The organism is Marinomonas algarum, from assembly GCF_020532605.1.
Lineage (GTDB): Bacteria > Pseudomonadota > Gammaproteobacteria > Pseudomonadales > Marinomonadaceae > Marinomonas > Marinomonas algarum.
Genome location: NZ_JAJATW010000013.1, coordinates 1 through 16372, shown reverse-complemented (window position 1 = coordinate 16372; position 16372 = coordinate 1). Strand labels below are relative to the sequence as shown.

Sequence of the window (16372 nt, the reverse complement as noted above, 5' to 3'; positions counted from 1 at the left end):
TTACACTCCACTATACTGATACGATACGATACGATTGGCATCCGGATCTAATGCATTTAAAGGGGCACTAAGTAGCAATCGACTTAATGAAATACTATTAAATAGCTTTTGTTTGTCTCCATCTATACTGACAACAAACTCAACTCTCTGCCCTTCAACTACAGCCACAGCCACGTCACGTACAACACTAATACTTTCTAAATAAGACTGAATTTTATTTAAAACCTGAAAGGTGGGTATACCAGCCACTTGAACAGTGAGAGACTTAGTAGAAGTGTCACTACGAACGGATGCGTATCGAGAAGAGAACACACTGGCTAAGCTCAAGCTTGCTTGGTCAAGTATGGCTTTCGTTGTCTCACCGGTTAAAGTCACTCGCTCTGACTCCCCATTTTTTAACATCACCAATAGATTTCCGCTCACATACCCTGGGTATTCATTAACTTTAATCGCAGCAATAGAGTCCGTTTGATAACGCTGACTGGCTTGACGAATGTTATCCTCAAAAAGTCCCCATACATCAGACGCCGCTAAGTTTCGCTGATCCACTTCATCGAGTAATGGCGCATAAATAGGAATGCCAACATCTGATGCCGTCACAGCAAAATCATTTAGCAACACCGAAGGTGCATTTGACCCTGAAAGCCGACGCACACCATTTGTTTCACTTGCCAACCAGACTAATACTGAAGGCCTATTATTCCCCCAAACAGGCAAATTATTCTGGGATAAAAAACGGTCAATCGATTCCTGATAAAAAGTCACACTTGTTCGCTTACCTGTAACAAAGCCATCACCCTGTGGCAAAAGCTCACTCAGCGCTGTCACAGAATGCTGAGCCACCCAGTTAGGCGCTAATTTTTTTGCTTGCCTCAACACATCCCCTGTAATTGCTTTCTGATTTCCTGACACTTTGATCAAAACACGTTCAGCCGCTAAACCAAACGCCTGAGTCAACATCTGAGACTCAGGTCGGGTCACTGGCAAGTCAATATCGGCACTGTAAAGGCCATTAACAGGAACGGCTTGAGCCGGCAAAATAAAAAAAACACTGATGAACACTAAAAATATACGACAATTCATGGCCTTTCCTTCGTTTATTCGCCTATTCTACTGTCTTAATCATAAAGAACCATAGCCCTAATGCGCCACTATGTTAAAATGCTTTTTTTTCCTCGTACCATGATAGGGCATAGGCAATGACCAAATCGGATAAACCATCCATTAGCTATAAAGACGCTGGCGTAGATATCAATGCTGGCAATCAACTTGTTGAACGTATTAAAGGCGTAAGCAAAAAAACTCGTCGCCCTGAAGTTATGGGTGGTTTGGGTGGATTTGGTGCCTTAACTCGCTTACCAACAAAATACAAAAACCCTATTTTGGTGTCTGGTACCGATGGTGTGGGCACGAAACTTCGCTTAGCGATGGACCTAAATCAACATGACACCATTGGTATTGATTTGGTCGCCATGTGTGTTAACGATCTTATTGTAGCAGGCGCCGAACCTCTACTTTTCCTTGATTACTACGCAACGGGTAAGCTAGACATTGATGTTGCAGCAAATGTAGTAACAGGCATTGGCGAAGGCTGTTTACAAGCAGGTTGTGCATTGGTTGGTGGTGAGACTGCTGAAATGCCTGGTATGTATCACGACGGTGATTATGACTTAGCTGGTTTTTGTGTGGGTGTCGTAGAAGAAAATGACATCATTGATGGCACAAAAGTAAAGGCTGGCGATAAGCTGATTGCTCTTGGCTCTTCTGGCCCGCACTCTAATGGCTACTCTTTGATTCGTAAGATTCTTGAAGTCAGCAAAGCCGACCTAAACCAAGATATTGATGGCGTTCCCCTCAAAAATGCCCTAATGGAACCAACGCGTATTTACGTAAAATCCATTCTTAAGCTAATGGAAAGTGTCTCTGTAAACGCGCTGTCTCACATTACAGGCGGCGGCTTACTTGAAAATATCCCTCGCGTTTTACCAGAAAGTGCTGCGGCACGCATTGATGCAGCCAGCTGGAAACGTCCTGCTGTATTTGACTGGCTACAAGAGCAAGGTAATGTTGAGCAAGAAGAAATGTACCGTGTTTTAAACTGTGGTGTTGGAATGGTGTTGGCAATCGATGCAGACAAAGCAGATGAGGCCCTTACCATTCTAACTGCAGAAGGCGAAAACGCTTGGATCATTGGTGATATTTGTGATCGTAATGACGGCAAAGACGTGCTTATCTCTGATTTAGAGATCCAGGCATGAGTTTTCCCATCGTTGTCTTAATTTCTGGCAGCGGCAGCAACTTGCAAGCTTTGATTGATCAAAGCTTGCAAGGGCAATTAGATGTGAAGATCCGTGCGGTCATCAGCAATAAAGCTGACGCTTACGGACTCGAACGAGCCAAAGCGGCAGGCATTCCGACTCATACGCTTAACCATAGACTGTTCGACAGCCGTGAGGCGTTTGATACAGAGCTGCAGCAAATCATCGATCAATATTCGCCAAAGCTTGTTATTTTAGCAGGCTTTATGCGTATTTTGACGGAGTCGTTCGCTCGCCATTATGAAGGTCGAATGCTTAATGTTCACCCTTCTTTATTGCCTAAGTTCAAAGGTCTAAATACACATCAGCGGGCCATCGATGCAAAAGAAAATGAGCATGGTGTCTCTGTTCACTTTGTTAGCGCGGAACTGGATGCAGGCGCCGTGATTATTCAAGCCAGTACAGACATCGCCCATGATGAAACGGCAGAATCTTTGGCTAAAAAAGTACACTCACTGGAACACATCATTTACCCTCTTGCGGTTAAATGGCTCAGTGAAGATAGAATCACCTTCCATGATGGAAAGGTGTCGTTTGATCAAAAAATACTCCCTGAAAGTGGGATGCGATACAACGAAGCACTTAAATGATTTAGGAGAAAGCATGAGAGTTCGTAAGACCCCTCTATTACTACTGGCTGTTTTTATGAATTATCCTACGCTTTCTTTTGCTACTACTGAGCCACAACCGTTATCAAAGCCGCAATCAGAAACCAAGATACCTTCAGCTCAAGACAACTTCTTACTCCCCTACTCTGCGGTATACAGTACAGTCTGGAAAAAAGGTATTAGCCTTAAAGTCAAAGGAAAGCAGGCTCTATCAAAACTGGATGGGAACGACTGGCAGTTTGTCTTCTCTGCAGACAGCATGTTGGCGTCACTTTATGAATCTTCTATCTTCCATGTCAAAGATCACCAGATAATACCCATCTTATATGAGTACAAAACCTCAGCACTGGGTAAAAAAAGGTCTGCTATTTTGACTTTTAACTGGGAAAAAAATCTTGTTAGAAATGACATAAAAGACAAACCTTGGAACTTGTCAATCAACCCAAACACGCTGGATAAACTCTCCATCCAATTACAAGTAAGGCAAGATTTAAAGCAAGGCAAGAACGACTTTGACTACCAAATTGCAGACGGTGGCCACATTAAAAATTGGCACTTCAGACGCCTACAGATGGAAACCGTCAATACAAAAATTGGCCGATTCCCTGCTATCAAAGTCATTCGTACTGACAATTTGGGAGAGGGGAAAAAGACAGCCTTTTGGTTCGCTCCGACTCATGATTATTTACTTGTAAAGCTTGAACACACTGAAGATGGCGAGTCTTACCAGCTTGATATTGAATCACTCAGCCAACCTTAATCCGTTTGCCAAACCTTGAGAGCAATGTAATCACACTAACTCTGAGGGCGTGTTAACGTTTAATAACTCCGCGTCACACTCCCAAAAAACCGAACGACTGCCTATAGTCTCGTAAAAAGCCATCACCCGACAACGAGATTCTTCTTGAAGAAATCTCCTAAGTGCCAACAGAGCAGGAGCAACCGGCAAAATGGCGTGCAAAGGATGTGACCCAGAAGCACTTTTCAAAAAGACGATATCGTCAGGGAACGCTCGACTTGCTTCTTTTAGCGTCGCAAACGCCGCCGAGCTTATACGTGGCGTATCACAGGGAGCGATCATCAGATGAGAGGTTTGAGCGTAAGTAAGACAGGCCACTAGCCCAGACAAAGGCCCTTTATCTTGATACTCGGGGTCGTCTTTGATGACATGAAAACCAAGCTCTGCGTAGTCGTCAATATTACGATTGGCATTGATAAACACATAACCCGCAGTCGCCAGCAACGCCTGGGCCACCCACTGCGCCATGGGCGTATGCTGAAACAATAATAACCCTTTGTCATGACCGGACATTCGCTCCGCTTTGCCGCCCGCCAGCACCGCCGCGGACAATGAGATAAACGCCATAGTGCTTCCTAGTTAAAAGATGCAATCGTTTAATGCACAACTTGCTCACTTAAAAGAACTACATGAGGCTGCCCATTTCAACGATCTTTGAACGAACCTAGATACGTCCAGCTAATCCTTTAGGGGAACTAGGCAACGTGATCCTGCTGCACAAGCAAAGCCAATGACAACCTATCTTTGGTGTTAGTTTTCTTGAAAATAGACGTTAAATGCGCCTTCACCGTTCGTTCGGTAATATCCATGTCTAATGCGATCTGTTTGTTAGACTGCCCTTGAGCAACATGTTGCGCCACACTAAGTTCACGCTCTGTCAATTCATCTAACACGCTCGCTGAACTTTCCTCTGCACGCGCTTGGCTCGAGGACTGCATAATAAGCTGCTGAATAAAAGCTTTACCACCCCAGATTTCACCTGAATCTACGACAGACAACACGAGATCTAACTGCTCTTTACCAATATAGGGAGCGCATTGCCCGCTAACACCAACAGAGAACAATCTCAACGCCGCTGACTGACTAGAACGATTTGGAAACACTATAAATTTTTGCTTTGGAAAAGCGGCCCGCAGAGTTACAACATGCTCAACTTGCTCAGAAAAAGAAACATCATCAAGATAAACAAAGCAATGTGAGAAAACCGACTCCTGTGACAATAATTTGGCTGACGTCTCTTCAAAAGACTCAACTCTAACCATCTCTGCACCAACATGAACCACCTTGTTCCAGTGCTTCCAAACAGCAGTGTCTGTATTCCAGCATAAAATTCTCAAATTAAGCCTCACGCTTTTGATTTCATTCACATTATTTAATGTGACTTCTTATTTTCACGTATATTCGGCATTTTTTTTGTTAAGTTTTGTTAACAAAAAGATCGTTTCAAACAAAATTTGTAATCAACGTTCACGTAATGCATTTTGTTGTGCTTTTAAAATAGGTTTTAACAAGTAATCTAACAGTGTTTTCTTACCTGTAAGAATGTCTACTGTTGCTTGCATACCAGGAATAATCGGCAAAGGCGCTTTCTCAGTGCCTAAATAATTTTTATCCGTACGAACTCGCACAAGGTAAAAACTGTTGCCCTCTTCATCTAAAATGGTGTCAGCACTGATGTTTTCAACCACGCCTTTTAAACCGCCAAAAATGGCAAAGTCATACGCCGATAACTTAACAACTGCACTGAAATTAGGTTGGATAAAACCAATATTTTCTGGACGAACCTTAGCCTCTATTAACAACGTATCTTCGATAGGAACAATCTCCATCAGATTCATACCCGGCTTGATGACACCACCAACCGTATTAAGCTGAATCTGTTTAACAATTCCTTTAACAGGGGATCTTACCTGAGTCCTAGAGACTTTATCTTCTAATGACACACTGGCTTCTTTCAATTGATCGAGCTTACTTCTTACACCAGTTAAGTCTTCTTGAGCTTCCGCTTTAAATTGTGCATCACTTTCTGCAAATTTACTTTGCGCTTCTTTCAGGGCAGAACGTGCTCGAGGAATAGCCAACTGCGTGGCTTCTAAGTCCCCTTCTAATTGATTAAACTCACGTTCAAGCTGTAAAAGCTCTACTCTCGACACTGCGCCTTGTTCGTAAGCAGGGCGCGTCAAATCTAACTCTTCTTTTGAGAAAGCGTAACTGCGCTTCAAATTCTCAAGCTTAGCTTGTAACTCTACAATTTCTTGCTTCTTCTGCTCAATTTGCTGCTGAAAGCCAACCTGATTCACACGCAGTGACTCTAAGCGACTTCGATAAAGATCCATCTCTCGCTTTACAACAAGCGGATATTGCTCATTCACTTCTTGATCGAAAGAAGGCTCAATGCCATAGGATTCTGCTTGAAGTCGGACAGCACGCACCTGCAGGTTAATAAACTCTGCCTGTTGTTCGCGTAATGAAGACAGCGCCTCCGTGTTTTCAATCGTCATCAGGATTTGACGTCTGTCAACCACTTGCCCAACCTGAACATTGATCTCTTTTAATATGCCGCCTTCAAGGTTTTGAATTTGTTGAACTTGGCTAGAGGGAATGACTTTTCCTTCCCCTACAGTCACTTCATCAAGTGTGGTGTAATGCGCCCACACGAGTGCGGTTGTAACAAAAACAAAGATGACCCAGAGAATAATGCGCCCCCCCCTTGGGGTCTTTAGCATCAATGCAGCGTTGCGGTCAGTTAAATATTCTAAATCATGTTGTGAGACGGACTGCTTATTACTCATCATTAACTGACCTTTAATTTGCCTTGACGAAGGGCTTCATGCACCTGTTCTTTTGGACCATCGGCAATTAAACGACCGTTGTCCATAACGATAATACGATCAACCATATCCAACATAGACGCTTTGTGAGTAATCAAAATAAGCGTTTTATCCTTTATCCCTTCCATCAATCGACGCTTCATTCTGGACTCTGTCGTGTTATCCATTGAAGCTGTCGGCTCGTCAAGAATCAAAATTGGCGGGTCAAACAACAGTGCACGAGCTATTGCAATACTTTGACGCTGTCCACCGGACAACAAAGCACCTCGTTCACCCACATTACTGTCCAAACCGTTGGCTTTGCGATTAGCAAATTCAGCAACACCTGATAACTCAGCAGCTCGAATGATGGCATCATCTTCAACGTAAGGAACGCCCATCACAATATTGTCTTTAATCGATCCGTAAAACAAACTGACATCTTGAGAAACAGCACCAATGTTGCGTCGCAGATCCGTGGGGTTAACCTGTCTCAAGTCAACGCCATCTATTCTAACCGCGCCCTTTTCCGGCACGTACAGACCCGTCATCAGTTTCCCTAGGGTTGACTTGCCTGACCCAATACGACCAATAATAGCCACTTTCTCACCTTCTTTGATGGTGATATTAATGGCACTGACAGCGGCCTGTTCTTGTTCTGGATAAGAAAAATCTACCGCATCAAACTGAAAGTCCCCCTTAAATAAGGGACGGTGAACAAATTTTACCGTATCAGGCCTTTCAACCGGTGAAGACATGATCTCATTAAGCGATGAAAAAGCTGTTTTAGCCTGATTGTAGCGTGTGGCCAAACTTGCCACTTGAGCCATAGGGCCCAACGCACGGCCTGTTAACATAACACAAGCAACCAGTGCACCCATGCTCATATTACCTTCCGCAATTTGATAAACCCCCACAATCACAATAATGACCGTGGTGAGCTGTTGAGCCACCATGGCAAAAGACGACGATGACTGCGATAGCTGACGTGTTTTCACTCCCCAATCAGCAATGTTTCCTACCGCATTTTCCCATTGTTTTTGCATGACACCTTCAGCATTGTTTAATTTCACACTCTCTGCGTTATAAAGGCTTTCAATCAAGACGGCATTTTTTTGCGAAGCGGTCTTTTGACTTTCCTCAATTGAGCGACGTAAAGGTATTTGTATAATAATGCTGTACAGCACAATTAAACTGATTGTCACAATAGGAATATAACCAACTGGCCCACCAATGAGCCAAATCACCCCAACAATCAGGAACATAAACGGAATATCCACCAGAGTGGTTATCGATGCAGAGGTGATAAAGTCACGGATACTCTCAAATTCCTGAAGATTTTTAGCAAAAGCACCGACCGATTTAGGACGAGAGGCCATGGTAATATTGTTTACTTTTGAAAATATAGAAGCAGAAATCAGAATATCGGACTTTTTGCCTGCAATATCGATAAAATAAGCCCGTAGCGTACGTAACAAGAAGTCAAACAGGTAAACAACAGCCGCACCTATTGCCAATACCCAAAGTGTATCAAAGGCATTATTAGGAACGACCCTGTCATACACATTCATCACGAACAAAGGGCTTGCCACAGCAAATATATTGATCATCAATGAAGCAATGAACACATCACGATAAATACGCCATGAACGTGAGATAGTGCCCCAGAACCAATGTCCCTTTTTCTGCTCAGCGTCCTCTTTATGCTCCGATCGCTTATCAAACTGATATAGTGGACGTACGAAGAAACAATAGCCAGTATAAGAGGCGTCCAATTCTTTTATGGACATAGAGACTTCACCTTCACCCGATTCAGGTCGAAGTAACGTGGCAATGCCTTTTTCTTCATCAACACTTAAAAGTATACAAGCCTGCTGATTGTCTAGTAGCAACACGGCTGGCATTACCATACCTGGGATTTTACTTAGAGTACGCTTTACAAAACGAGAATTGATACCAATACGCTTGGCAGCCCGCTTAAAAAGCTCTGGCGTCATCGCATTATCGGTAATAGGAAGCCCAGCAGCGATACCATCTGCCGTATGAGGGTTAAAAAAATACTTACTCAACAACACCAGGCAATCTAATAAAGGGTTGGGGTACTCTAATGAGGCCCCCTCTATACGCCATTGCTTTTTGCTCTCATTTGAGCTTACTTTTTCATCAAACTCTTCCTTGATAGCGTCCGTGCCATTATTAGCGCTTTCCAAAGATGAAGCGCTTTGTACTGAGTGGTCTTTTTCAGACATACTCTGTGTTCCCCTAAGCTACTATGGCGGTTTGCCTTAACTGAAGATCAAAATCATGTATATAATACAATAAGAATAGTGTTTATTGAGTGACATGGGAAGGGTAATCACCTTCAGAACCAATCAAGTCCTTTTAAGGAAGTTACTATGTTGTATGCAAAAACAGATAAAGACGGAACCATCATTGATGTTGCAACGTCACAATCAGAAGAGTATGCCTTGCTGGTTGCGCCCAATGACCCCCATGTCTCTGAGATATTGGCAAAAAAATTCGTTGCAGAAGGTACAAGCACTCAAGATATTCTAAATGAGTCTGATATAGAGCTTATGAGGATACTGGAAGACCTCGTCGATCTTTTAACAAAAAAGCGCCTAATACAATTTACAGAACTTCCTGCTGCCGCCCAGAAAAAGTTACTTGGGCGTAAATGGGTTCGTGGCGTTCATACGGGGCATGAAGAAGGTCTTATTATGGAAACCGACAATATTGCCGGGATCGATGAAGACACGCTCATTTAACTCCCCCCCCTCTCTTGAGTAAGGGGGTCGTTTTCCTCCGTAAATACGATACCTAAAGAACTTGAGTACGTCCTACATAGAATCCTTGAGTACCGCTCACATCAAAGCGCTTCAGCGCAGTGAGCTGCTTCTCACTCTCTACACCTGTTGCAATAACATCGATGTTTAAACTGCTAAACATTTTGCATAATGTATGCATAAAAAAGGATTCAGACTCCTTTCCAGCTGCCATTCTTGTGTAAGACGAGTCGACTTTTACGTAGTCCGGCATAAGAACCTGTAAGTATTGAAACGCAGAGAACTGCTTACCGACGTTATCAATACCAAACTTCACTCTTTGCTTCTTAAGTAATTGAGATAACTGCTTGGCACTGTCCTCTTCCGCTAAGACACCCTGCTCTGTTATCTCAAAAATTAAGCGCTGACTGACGGTTGCTGGTAATGCTTTGAGTGTCTTATTTAACCACTCTAAAAAAGCCGGTTGAGTATAAGAAGAAACCGACATGTTTACCGTTAGGGGTGCTCTTTGTCCGTTGGTTTTGAGTATATCGATTACTCTGGTGATAATAACTTGGTCTATTTGGCTTGCCAGCCCCATTTGCTCAGCAAGACCGATAAAAAATCCCGCATGATATTCCTTGCCTTGATATTCAAGCCCCATAAAAATTTCTTCATGTAAAACGAGGCTCTCTGACTCTATGCTCACCACTTTTTGCTTTTTCAGTATGAATGAACGAGCTTTAATCGCTTTATCAAGGATGTTTTTCCAATCTTTTCTAGAAAGCAAAGAATTATTAACAGTGGTCAATTCCATAACCCTGTGTGCATTTGCCCCTTCATGCTTCGCCTCTCGTAATGCAGTGTCTGCTTGAGACATTGCGCCTGAACGCTCAACAGATCCATCAATGGTTACCGCTCCTATATTGGCCACCGCTGTCGAATAGCTGATACCAGCATCGTTCAACGTCACCAACTGTTTCATCAGATCATCAACAAACAAGGTTAATCGATAATGATCAAAGTTAGGAATCAGTAGGATAAAATCAGCGCCTGACAAGCGTGCTAGAATCCCAGATGACGTCACCGCAGATGACTTCTCCGATAGAATATCCGCGACAGATTGAATAAACATATCAGCTGACTCATAGCCGCGTTCATTGTTTAACTTACCGAGGTCCAACAAGCTCACCATGATGAGGCCGTCTGTACCGCGTTCACTTTCTGAAAAATGGGACTTCATTTGGCTTTCAAAAAAGTTACGGTTGCCTAATCCACTAACGGAATCTTTAAAGGCTTTTGCTTGCAGCCATTGCGCCGTAGCGACTTCCGACGCGAATTCTTTTTCTAATTTATCGGCCATACGGTTCATCGATAGTACAACAGACTTAAGCTCACGCGTCTTAGGCACATTGGTCATTTTAATAAACTGCCGCTGTTGAATCGCCTCCGCTTGTTTTTCCAACTCAACAAGAGGTCGAAACAAGTAACGCAATGCCACACTGCCTAACACGAGAGTAAAAGCACCAATGATGAAAAAAGAAATCAACAAATCCCGTGTTGCTAGCCACAGTTGATGATAGCCATAACCCGCACTGCCTGTGACATAAACCTGACCAAGCTCACTCCAACCGCTGGAAATAACGGCTTTGGCCACTGGTACCTTAAAATCGATAAGCTGCACAAACCAAGTCGGCACACCCTCTATTTTAGTGGGGTTTGTACGAATGATATTTTCATCATTGTTGTATACATGAACCCTCACGTTAGAGAAATAACCACTATCAAAAACAGCATTCACACTACTCTGGACAGAAGCGTAGTCTTCAAACGCCATAAAGTCAGAAATAGACATACTCAAAGACGTCGCTGAGTCTTGTGTCGTCGACTCTAGCTGACTAATCAAATACCCCTTGGTTGTGTTAAAATTAATCCCCATCACCACAACAAGCATCAATGAAAAAATAACAATTATTGTGATCATCAATTGGCGGAACAGCGTCATCCAAAGTTCTCCTAATTTGTCATCGTATTAAAACGATCATTTAAATCTGTCCACAGGCTCAGACGTGATGAGCCACCAACTAAAACACCACGACCTTTTTCTTTCGATAACCACAGGCTTTCTGCATTAAAAGAATAAATAGGCAAAAGATCATTACGTTTAGAGGCCGGTTTTAACTCTTTATCAAGATTGTCCAGCAACACAGGAATGGAAGTCGGTTTATGGTAATAGGCAAGTACCATATGATGCTGGTTCAATGTTAAAGCCTTAACGTAAACCAAACGCAGCTTCTCGTCCGGCACCCCCATTTCACGGAGGGTAAAATACTTTGCAATGGTAAAGTCTTCACAGTCACCCGCTTGCATACCTAAAAACTCAATCGGTGTTGCCCAATAATCCTCTTGCTTCCACAGTTGGATATCGTCAACAAACTCCATTTGATTGAAGAAGCGATTAACTTGAGTGAGCTGATCAATAATTGGCATTGCCTTGGTATCATCTATTAACTTGCGCCAAGCAAGAATTCGCTTTTCGGCATTGGCACCGTATATCTTTGCGACTTGCGCCGCCAATTTTTTATATTTTGGGGACACATCAGCGTACAGCCATAAAGGTGGCAAGCTGCACAATATAAGTAGTGCACAAACCATCGGTTTACGATGTGTTAAAGCACTTAAAAGATATGACCACCGTTTTTTCACTGCGCCATCACTGACTTTTTTGCGTGTTGGTATTAAAAGTGGCAAGCTGCTCGGCAGTGGCTTCTGACTGATATTTTTGCTTCCAATCCGCGTAAGGCTCGCCATAGACGTGCTCACGAGCTTGTTCATAGTCTAGATTCACACCTTGTTTTTCAGCTTCTGCAACATACCATTTGCTTAAACAGTTACGGCAAAATCCCGCTAAATTCATTAAATCAATGTTTTGAACCGATTTATTGTCGTCTAAATGCGCTAAAAATCGGCGTAAAACCGCGGCTTCAATCTCTGTTTGTTTTTCCATCGTTACTGTCTCTCGAGTCTGTTAACACTGTGTGGGTATTATGTTGATGCTCAGATGGCTGTTGTCGCCACTGCCATTGCTGCGCTTGTTGCATAAAACGTCGCAACGGTTGCATGTCATTATTGGACACCTGTTCAATAGCATACGCGCAGGCTTCAAGGGTAGAAAGTGCCTGTGTACTTGGCGACTTACGAATACGGTATTCTCCTGCCGGAGCGAAGGAAAAGCAAACCGATTGAAATGACTGCAAAATCGCGTAAGAAAAATACCATTTTTTTGCTTTTCGCCAAGTCGCGTCCAAAAAAATTAACCCCTCTATTTGCCTCTTATCAGAAGCTGGCAGAGATTCAATAGAAAGCGCGTTGTCACTGGGAAAAACCAAACGCCACCTTATTCGGTCAAGTGACTCTAACGTGTGCACCATGATCTGTTCATTTTCTATGACAATACACCGTACAGAAGGCAACGCTAAACTTAACAGTGACACCGTATTTTTAGCGTGCCGCCTCTCTTTAGGGTCTTGCAGAACCAAAATCTGTAAAGGCGTTGCCAATTTAGGTCGCCACGGGCAGACGCACATAACACTCAAAAAGTGACAGTTTTCACAATAACATCTGCTGCTCACGGTCTAAGCGCCTTTTTCATCACTCTTTTTTGTCTACTTTTATTCGTACAAACGGAATACTAAACCAGTTTTGCAAGGTACGCTTTGATGACGTTATCCCAACCTAAATCTAATGACTCCACCGTCAGCGCATGACCGATCGATACTTCCGTGATATTGCCTGGCGAACACAATGCCTGGATGTTTTGTAAGTCTAAATCATGACCTGCGTTCACGCCTAAACCGACGTCTAACGCTGCTTGCGCGGCCGTCTGATAGGATGCAAGTACAGATTCAAACGATTCGTGTCCGAAGGCGTTAGCGTAAGCCTCAGTGTAAAGTTCTACACGGTCTGCACCAACGTCTTTGGCCAGCGCCATATTGTCCGCATCCGGGTCCATAAATAAAACAACACGAATCCCTTTTGCTTTTAACTTGGCAATAATAGGACGTAGCGCATCTTGATCACGGGCAAGATTCCAACCATGATCCGATGTCAGCTGATTTGGATCATCAGGCACCAAGGTGCACTGATGAGGCTCTACTTCCAATACGACGTCTAAAAATTGCGCATCCGGGAACCCCTCAATATTTAACTCTTTTCCTGGATAGCCTTTCAAAAGCGCTTTTAAATCATGAGCATCTTGATAGGTAGCATGGCGCTGGTCTGGTCTTGGGTGAATCGTTAAGCCAAATACACCAAGCTCTAGAGACCTTTTTGCCATGTTCACCATATTGGGGTAATCACGTCCGCGAGAATTTCGGAGCAACCCTATTTTATTTAAATTAACACTTAAATGCGTCATGACATGCCCTTCGCTAAAAAAATTTGCTTCATTATAAGATAAACTCACCAAAAGCTTCACTAAAATACCCAACAAGATACGGTTCGCGTTCGTATATCACTCATTAGCCTATGATAAACTGCACCCAATAAGAGGAATGACCATGACATACGAACCCTTCCAAGCGATATATGCTCGTGCCGCTCAACGCCATGGTGGCAAAGCAATGCTAGAAAAACGACTGAGTCGTCCACTCGCCCCATCGATTATTAGACAACAAGGCGATGACCGTTGGCTCGCTGCCATGACCCAAAAAATCTTTCAATCTGGCATTAACTGGCAAGTCGTTAGAAACAAATGGCCTGGTTTTGAGAGTGTATTTTTTGGTTTTGATATTGAAAAAATGCTGCTCATTCACGATGAAATGTGGGAAGAAAAAGCCAAAGACACACGCATTATACGAAATTTTGGCAAGGTGATGACTATTCGAGAAAATGCACTCATGATTCATGAATGCCAAATACAGCATGGATCATTTGCTCAATTTATCGCTGACTGGCCAAGCGAAGACATTATTCATTTGTGGGCATATTTGAAAAAACAAGGTGTCAGATTGGGAGGCAATACTGGCCCCTACTCTCTCCGTGCCATGGGAAAAGACACCTTCATGCTCACTAGAGATGTAGAAGGGTATCTGCGCCACCATGGTATTATTACCACAGGCAGAGACACACAGGCGGCATGGAAAGCAGCACAGGCAGCCTTTAACCACTGGCATGACGAAAGCAAACGATCCTATACCGAAATTAGCCAATGCATTGCATTGAGCATCAACTAACCCCAAAAACGTTGAACCGTAACAACACATTGATTTTAGGAGTAAGCATGGCCGATCTTCGTATCGACATTATTGCAGACCTTGTCTGCCCTTGGTGCTATCTAGGCTACACCCGCCTCAAACAAGCCACCGAACAACTTGGCGATGACTACCGTATAGACCTACGCTGGCAGCCTTTTGAACTTCACCATGATATACCCACCGATGGAGTTGATCGTGAGACCTATTTAGTAAAACGATTTGGCAGTGCAGAAAGACTGAACGAAGCGACTCATGCCTTGCAGCAGGTTGGAATCGAAGCGGGTATCGCTTTTAACTTTTCAGAAAAAGATCGCTTACCCAATACGATACTCGCGCACCAATTTGTCCTTGCCGCAACAAAGTGCAATCTAGCGACACCGTTTGTATTGGCCGTTTTTCATGCGTACTTTACGGACGGCAAAGACATTGGAAAAAGCACTGTGTTAAAAGAAATCGCTCAGACTGTGGGCATGCAAACCGCTGATATTGACTATGCAGTAAGCTCTAAAGCAAAAACACTGGTTGAAAAGAAGTTAGCACGTCTTAACAGTCTTGAGATTAACTCTGCTCCGACCTATGTGATCAATGATAAATTCATGATTCAAGGCGCCCATGATGCCGAATCTTTTTTGAAAGTACTGAATGACATTGCCAAAAAATCAGCATAGCTAAAAAAGCCCTTTCTCATACGACAAGGCCTAATGCTGGTATCACAGTATTAGGTTTTGCTGTTAAATAAAAAAACTATTAATAAAGCCAAACAGATAAAATTAAAATTGTTGATAATCATTACCATTAAAATTAAAGTCTATTTATAGGCATTGATAAGAGTGATTTTCATTTATGTATATTTGTATCTGTAATCGAGTATCTGACAAAAGCATCAAAGCGTCGATTAAAGAAGGGGCGACAACAATGCGAGAACTCTACAAAAAACACAGCATTGGCAACCAATGTGGTAAGTGTTGTGGGTGCGCTAAAAAACTATTGAACAGTGAGCTTATCAAAGTGGCAGACGGCCAAGCCCAGGTTGCATAGATTAGTCTGACTGCCTCGCCTAAAACAATGAGACTACTACCAAGTCGTCCCTGAATAATGGCGTTTCAGACAAGAAACGCCATGGTATTTTTAGGCTTTTCCATTAAAAACGTTATTTTTAGCCATATGCGCTGTAAAAAAGACCCAAAATATTGGGCACAATAAAGCCACTTTAGTAGCTTACGCAGGTTCTGACCGCAGGCACTTAAGATCACATTAATCGCATCGCCTAGTGTTCCTTTTAAGAAGCATCGTCTGAGTTTTCCATCGGATTTCAGGTGTCCTATGATGGGTTCTACACTATTTCTTCTTCCCATCCAGCGCTTTTCTTTCTTGGGTATACCGCGCTTTTGACCCGCAATTAATATCTTAATATCTTCTACGCCCGATCCTTTATATCCTCGGTCAACAAAACAGGTTTCGGGCTTTCGGCCAGTGAGGGTTTCTACTTGTTGAAGTTGATCTTTCAAAGTATGCCCATCATACGGATTACCAGGATAGCTTCTTGCACCCACAATAAAAGACTCTTTTGCGGTAACGGCTATGCTGGCTTTTACACCAAATTCGTAGCGTTTATGCGCTTTGCCTTTTGATATGCAGTCCACATTGGGTTCATGCAAGCTATACAATTTGTTTTTGCTCTGGCGAGTTTGTTTTAGTAACCGATAAGCTTGGTTGAGTGTGTCTTCCTGTTTTTGGGTGAGTGTTAACGCCTGTCGACTGACTTGCCGATCAATATCTCGCAGGACTCGCCCTAAAAAACCTTTTACCTGCTTAAT

At 43.1% G+C, this 16372-nt stretch carries 18 protein-coding genes; 7 read left to right on the top strand and 11 right to left on the bottom strand.

Features of this window, described 5'->3' with window-relative positions; translation table 11 throughout:
- Positions 1-1083 (bottom strand): DUF2066 domain-containing protein, encoded by a 1083-nt coding sequence (locus LG368_RS09670; protein WP_226754521.1) that lies wholly within the window; start codon positions 1081-1083, stop codon positions 1-3.
- Between the two features lie 116 nt (positions 1084-1199).
- On the opposite strand from LG368_RS09670, the gene purM reads away from it, so the two are divergent.
- From purM to LG368_RS09655, 3 genes are read left to right on the top strand one after another with little or no spacing between them, the layout of a single operon-like run.
- Complete coding sequence (gene purM, locus LG368_RS09665; RefSeq protein ID WP_226754520.1) at positions 1200-2258, top strand: phosphoribosylformylglycinamidine cyclo-ligase; 1059 nt, start codon at positions 1200-1202, stop codon at positions 2256-2258.
- The gene (gene purN, locus LG368_RS09660; protein WP_226754519.1) at positions 2255-2908 is read left to right on the top strand and encodes a phosphoribosylglycinamide formyltransferase; all 654 of its coding nucleotides are present in this window, start codon (positions 2255-2257) and stop codon (positions 2906-2908) included. Before purM ends, purN begins: the two co-directional genes overlap by 4 nt.
- Positions 2909-2921: 13 nt before the next feature.
- A complete protein-coding gene (locus LG368_RS09655; RefSeq protein WP_226754518.1) occupies positions 2922-3686 on the top strand; it encodes a DUF3108 domain-containing protein in 765 nt (254 codons plus the stop codon).
- A 30-nt stretch (positions 3687-3716) separates the two neighbouring features.
- Here the strand turns inward: LG368_RS09655 and LG368_RS09650 are convergent, their stop codons facing one another.
- The 4 genes from LG368_RS09650 to LG368_RS09635 form a co-directional block, all read right to left on the bottom strand.
- Positions 3717-4292 (bottom strand): molybdenum cofactor guanylyltransferase, encoded by a 576-nt coding sequence (locus tag LG368_RS09650; RefSeq protein ID WP_226754517.1) that lies wholly within the window; start codon positions 4290-4292, stop codon positions 3717-3719.
- Positions 4293-4420: 128 nt separating this feature from the next.
- Entirely contained in the window at positions 4421-5062 is a 642-nt protein-coding gene (locus LG368_RS09645) for a helix-turn-helix transcriptional regulator (protein ID WP_226754516.1), read from the bottom strand.
- A gap of 123 nt (positions 5063-5185) precedes the next feature.
- Positions 5186-6520 carry an HlyD family type I secretion periplasmic adaptor subunit gene (locus LG368_RS09640; protein WP_226754515.1) on the bottom strand — a complete coding sequence of 445 codons (1335 nt, stop codon included), beginning with the start codon at positions 6518-6520 and terminating at the stop codon, positions 5186-5188.
- The gene (locus tag LG368_RS09635) at positions 6520-8784 is read right to left on the bottom strand and encodes a type I secretion system permease/ATPase (protein WP_226754514.1); all 2265 of its coding nucleotides are present in this window, start codon (positions 8782-8784) and stop codon (positions 6520-6522) included. Before LG368_RS09635 ends, LG368_RS09640 begins: the two co-directional genes overlap by 1 nt.
- 147 nt (positions 8785-8931) lie before the next feature.
- Here LG368_RS09635 and LG368_RS09630 point away from each other — a divergent pair, with 147 nt between their 5' ends.
- Positions 8932-9303, top strand: coding sequence for a hypothetical protein (locus tag LG368_RS09630; RefSeq protein WP_226754513.1), 372 nt, complete (start codon positions 8932-8934; stop codon positions 9301-9303).
- 52 nt (positions 9304-9355) lie between these two features.
- On the opposite strand, the gene LG368_RS09625 is transcribed toward LG368_RS09630, so the two are convergent.
- The 5 genes from LG368_RS09625 to LG368_RS09605 all read right to left on the bottom strand — a co-directional run bounded on the left by LG368_RS09625 (position 9356) and on the right by LG368_RS09605 (position 13717).
- Complete coding sequence (locus LG368_RS09625) at positions 9356-11305, bottom strand: bifunctional diguanylate cyclase/phosphodiesterase (RefSeq protein WP_226754512.1); 1950 nt, start codon at positions 11303-11305, stop codon at positions 9356-9358.
- Between the two features lie 11 nt (positions 11306-11316).
- Positions 11317-11898 (bottom strand): transglutaminase-like cysteine peptidase, encoded by a 582-nt coding sequence (locus LG368_RS09620; protein WP_226754511.1) that lies wholly within the window; start codon positions 11896-11898, stop codon positions 11317-11319.
- Positions 11899-12013: 115 nt separating this feature from the next.
- Positions 12014-12307, bottom strand: a complete 294-nt coding sequence (locus LG368_RS09615; RefSeq protein ID WP_226754510.1) for a DUF1244 domain-containing protein — start codon at positions 12305-12307, stop codon at positions 12014-12016.
- Positions 12285-12932 carry a tRNA-uridine aminocarboxypropyltransferase gene (locus tag LG368_RS09610; protein WP_226754509.1) on the bottom strand — a complete coding sequence of 216 codons (648 nt, stop codon included), beginning with the start codon at positions 12930-12932 and terminating at the stop codon, positions 12285-12287. The genes LG368_RS09615 and LG368_RS09610 overlap by 23 nt, the downstream gene beginning before the upstream one ends.
- Positions 12933-12991: 59 nt before the next feature.
- Positions 12992-13717, bottom strand: coding sequence for a pyridoxine 5'-phosphate synthase (locus LG368_RS09605; RefSeq protein ID WP_226754508.1), 726 nt, complete (start codon positions 13715-13717; stop codon positions 12992-12994).
- A gap of 142 nt (positions 13718-13859) precedes the next feature.
- Here LG368_RS09605 and LG368_RS09600 point away from each other — a divergent pair, with 142 nt between their 5' ends.
- The 3 genes from LG368_RS09600 (at position 13860) to LG368_RS09590 (ending at position 15593) form a co-directional block, all read left to right on the top strand.
- Positions 13860-14534 (top strand): DNA-3-methyladenine glycosylase I, encoded by a 675-nt coding sequence (locus LG368_RS09600; protein ID WP_226754507.1) that lies wholly within the window; start codon positions 13860-13862, stop codon positions 14532-14534.
- Positions 14535-14581: 47 nt separating this feature from the next.
- Positions 14582-15223: a DsbA family oxidoreductase gene (locus LG368_RS09595; RefSeq protein ID WP_226754506.1), complete on the top strand. Its 642-nt coding sequence runs from the start codon at positions 14582-14584 to the stop codon at positions 15221-15223.
- Positions 15224-15398: 175 nt separating this feature from the next.
- Entirely contained in the window at positions 15399-15593 is a 195-nt protein-coding gene (locus tag LG368_RS09590) for a (2Fe-2S)-binding protein (RefSeq protein WP_226754505.1), read from the top strand.
- A gap of 65 nt (positions 15594-15658) precedes the next feature.
- On the opposite strand, the gene LG368_RS09585 is transcribed toward LG368_RS09590, so the two are convergent.
- A partial coding sequence (locus tag LG368_RS09585) for a transposase (RefSeq protein WP_226754504.1) occupies positions 15659-16372 on the bottom strand: 714 nt, incomplete at its 5' end.

Coding starts and splice junctions, on each gene's coding strand:
- LG368_RS09600 (WP_226754507.1), top strand. CDS start 13,860: ATGACATACGAACCCTTCCAAGCGATATATGCTCGTGCCGCTCAACGC.
- purM (WP_226754520.1), top strand. CDS start 1,200: ATGACCAAATCGGATAAACCATCCATTAGCTATAAAGACGCTGGCGTA.
- LG368_RS09650 (WP_226754517.1), bottom strand. CDS start 4,292: ATGGCGTTTATCTCATTGTCCGCGGCGGTGCTGGCGGGCGGCAAAGCG.
- LG368_RS09615 (WP_226754510.1), bottom strand. CDS start 12,307: ATGGAAAAACAAACAGAGATTGAAGCCGCGGTTTTACGCCGATTTTTA.
- LG368_RS09625 (WP_226754512.1), bottom strand. CDS start 11,305: ATGACGCTGTTCCGCCAATTGATGATCACAATAATTGTTATTTTTTCA.
- LG368_RS09630 (WP_226754513.1), top strand. CDS start 8,932: ATGTTGTATGCAAAAACAGATAAAGACGGAACCATCATTGATGTTGCA.
- LG368_RS09655 (WP_226754518.1), top strand. CDS start 2,922: ATGAGAGTTCGTAAGACCCCTCTATTACTACTGGCTGTTTTTATGAAT.
- LG368_RS09595 (WP_226754506.1), top strand. CDS start 14,582: ATGGCCGATCTTCGTATCGACATTATTGCAGACCTTGTCTGCCCTTGG.
- LG368_RS09670 (WP_226754521.1), bottom strand. CDS start 1,083: ATGAATTGTCGTATATTTTTAGTGTTCATCAGTGTTTTTTTTATTTTG.
- LG368_RS09590 (WP_226754505.1), top strand. CDS start 15,399: ATGTATATTTGTATCTGTAATCGAGTATCTGACAAAAGCATCAAAGCG.
- LG368_RS09640 (WP_226754515.1), bottom strand. CDS start 6,520: ATGATGAGTAATAAGCAGTCCGTCTCACAACATGATTTAGAATATTTA.
- LG368_RS09605 (WP_226754508.1), bottom strand. CDS start 13,717: ATGACGCATTTAAGTGTTAATTTAAATAAAATAGGGTTGCTCCGAAAT.
- purN (WP_226754519.1), top strand. CDS start 2,255: ATGAGTTTTCCCATCGTTGTCTTAATTTCTGGCAGCGGCAGCAACTTG.
- LG368_RS09635 (WP_226754514.1), bottom strand. CDS start 8,784: ATGTCTGAAAAAGACCACTCAGTACAAAGCGCTTCATCTTTGGAAAGC.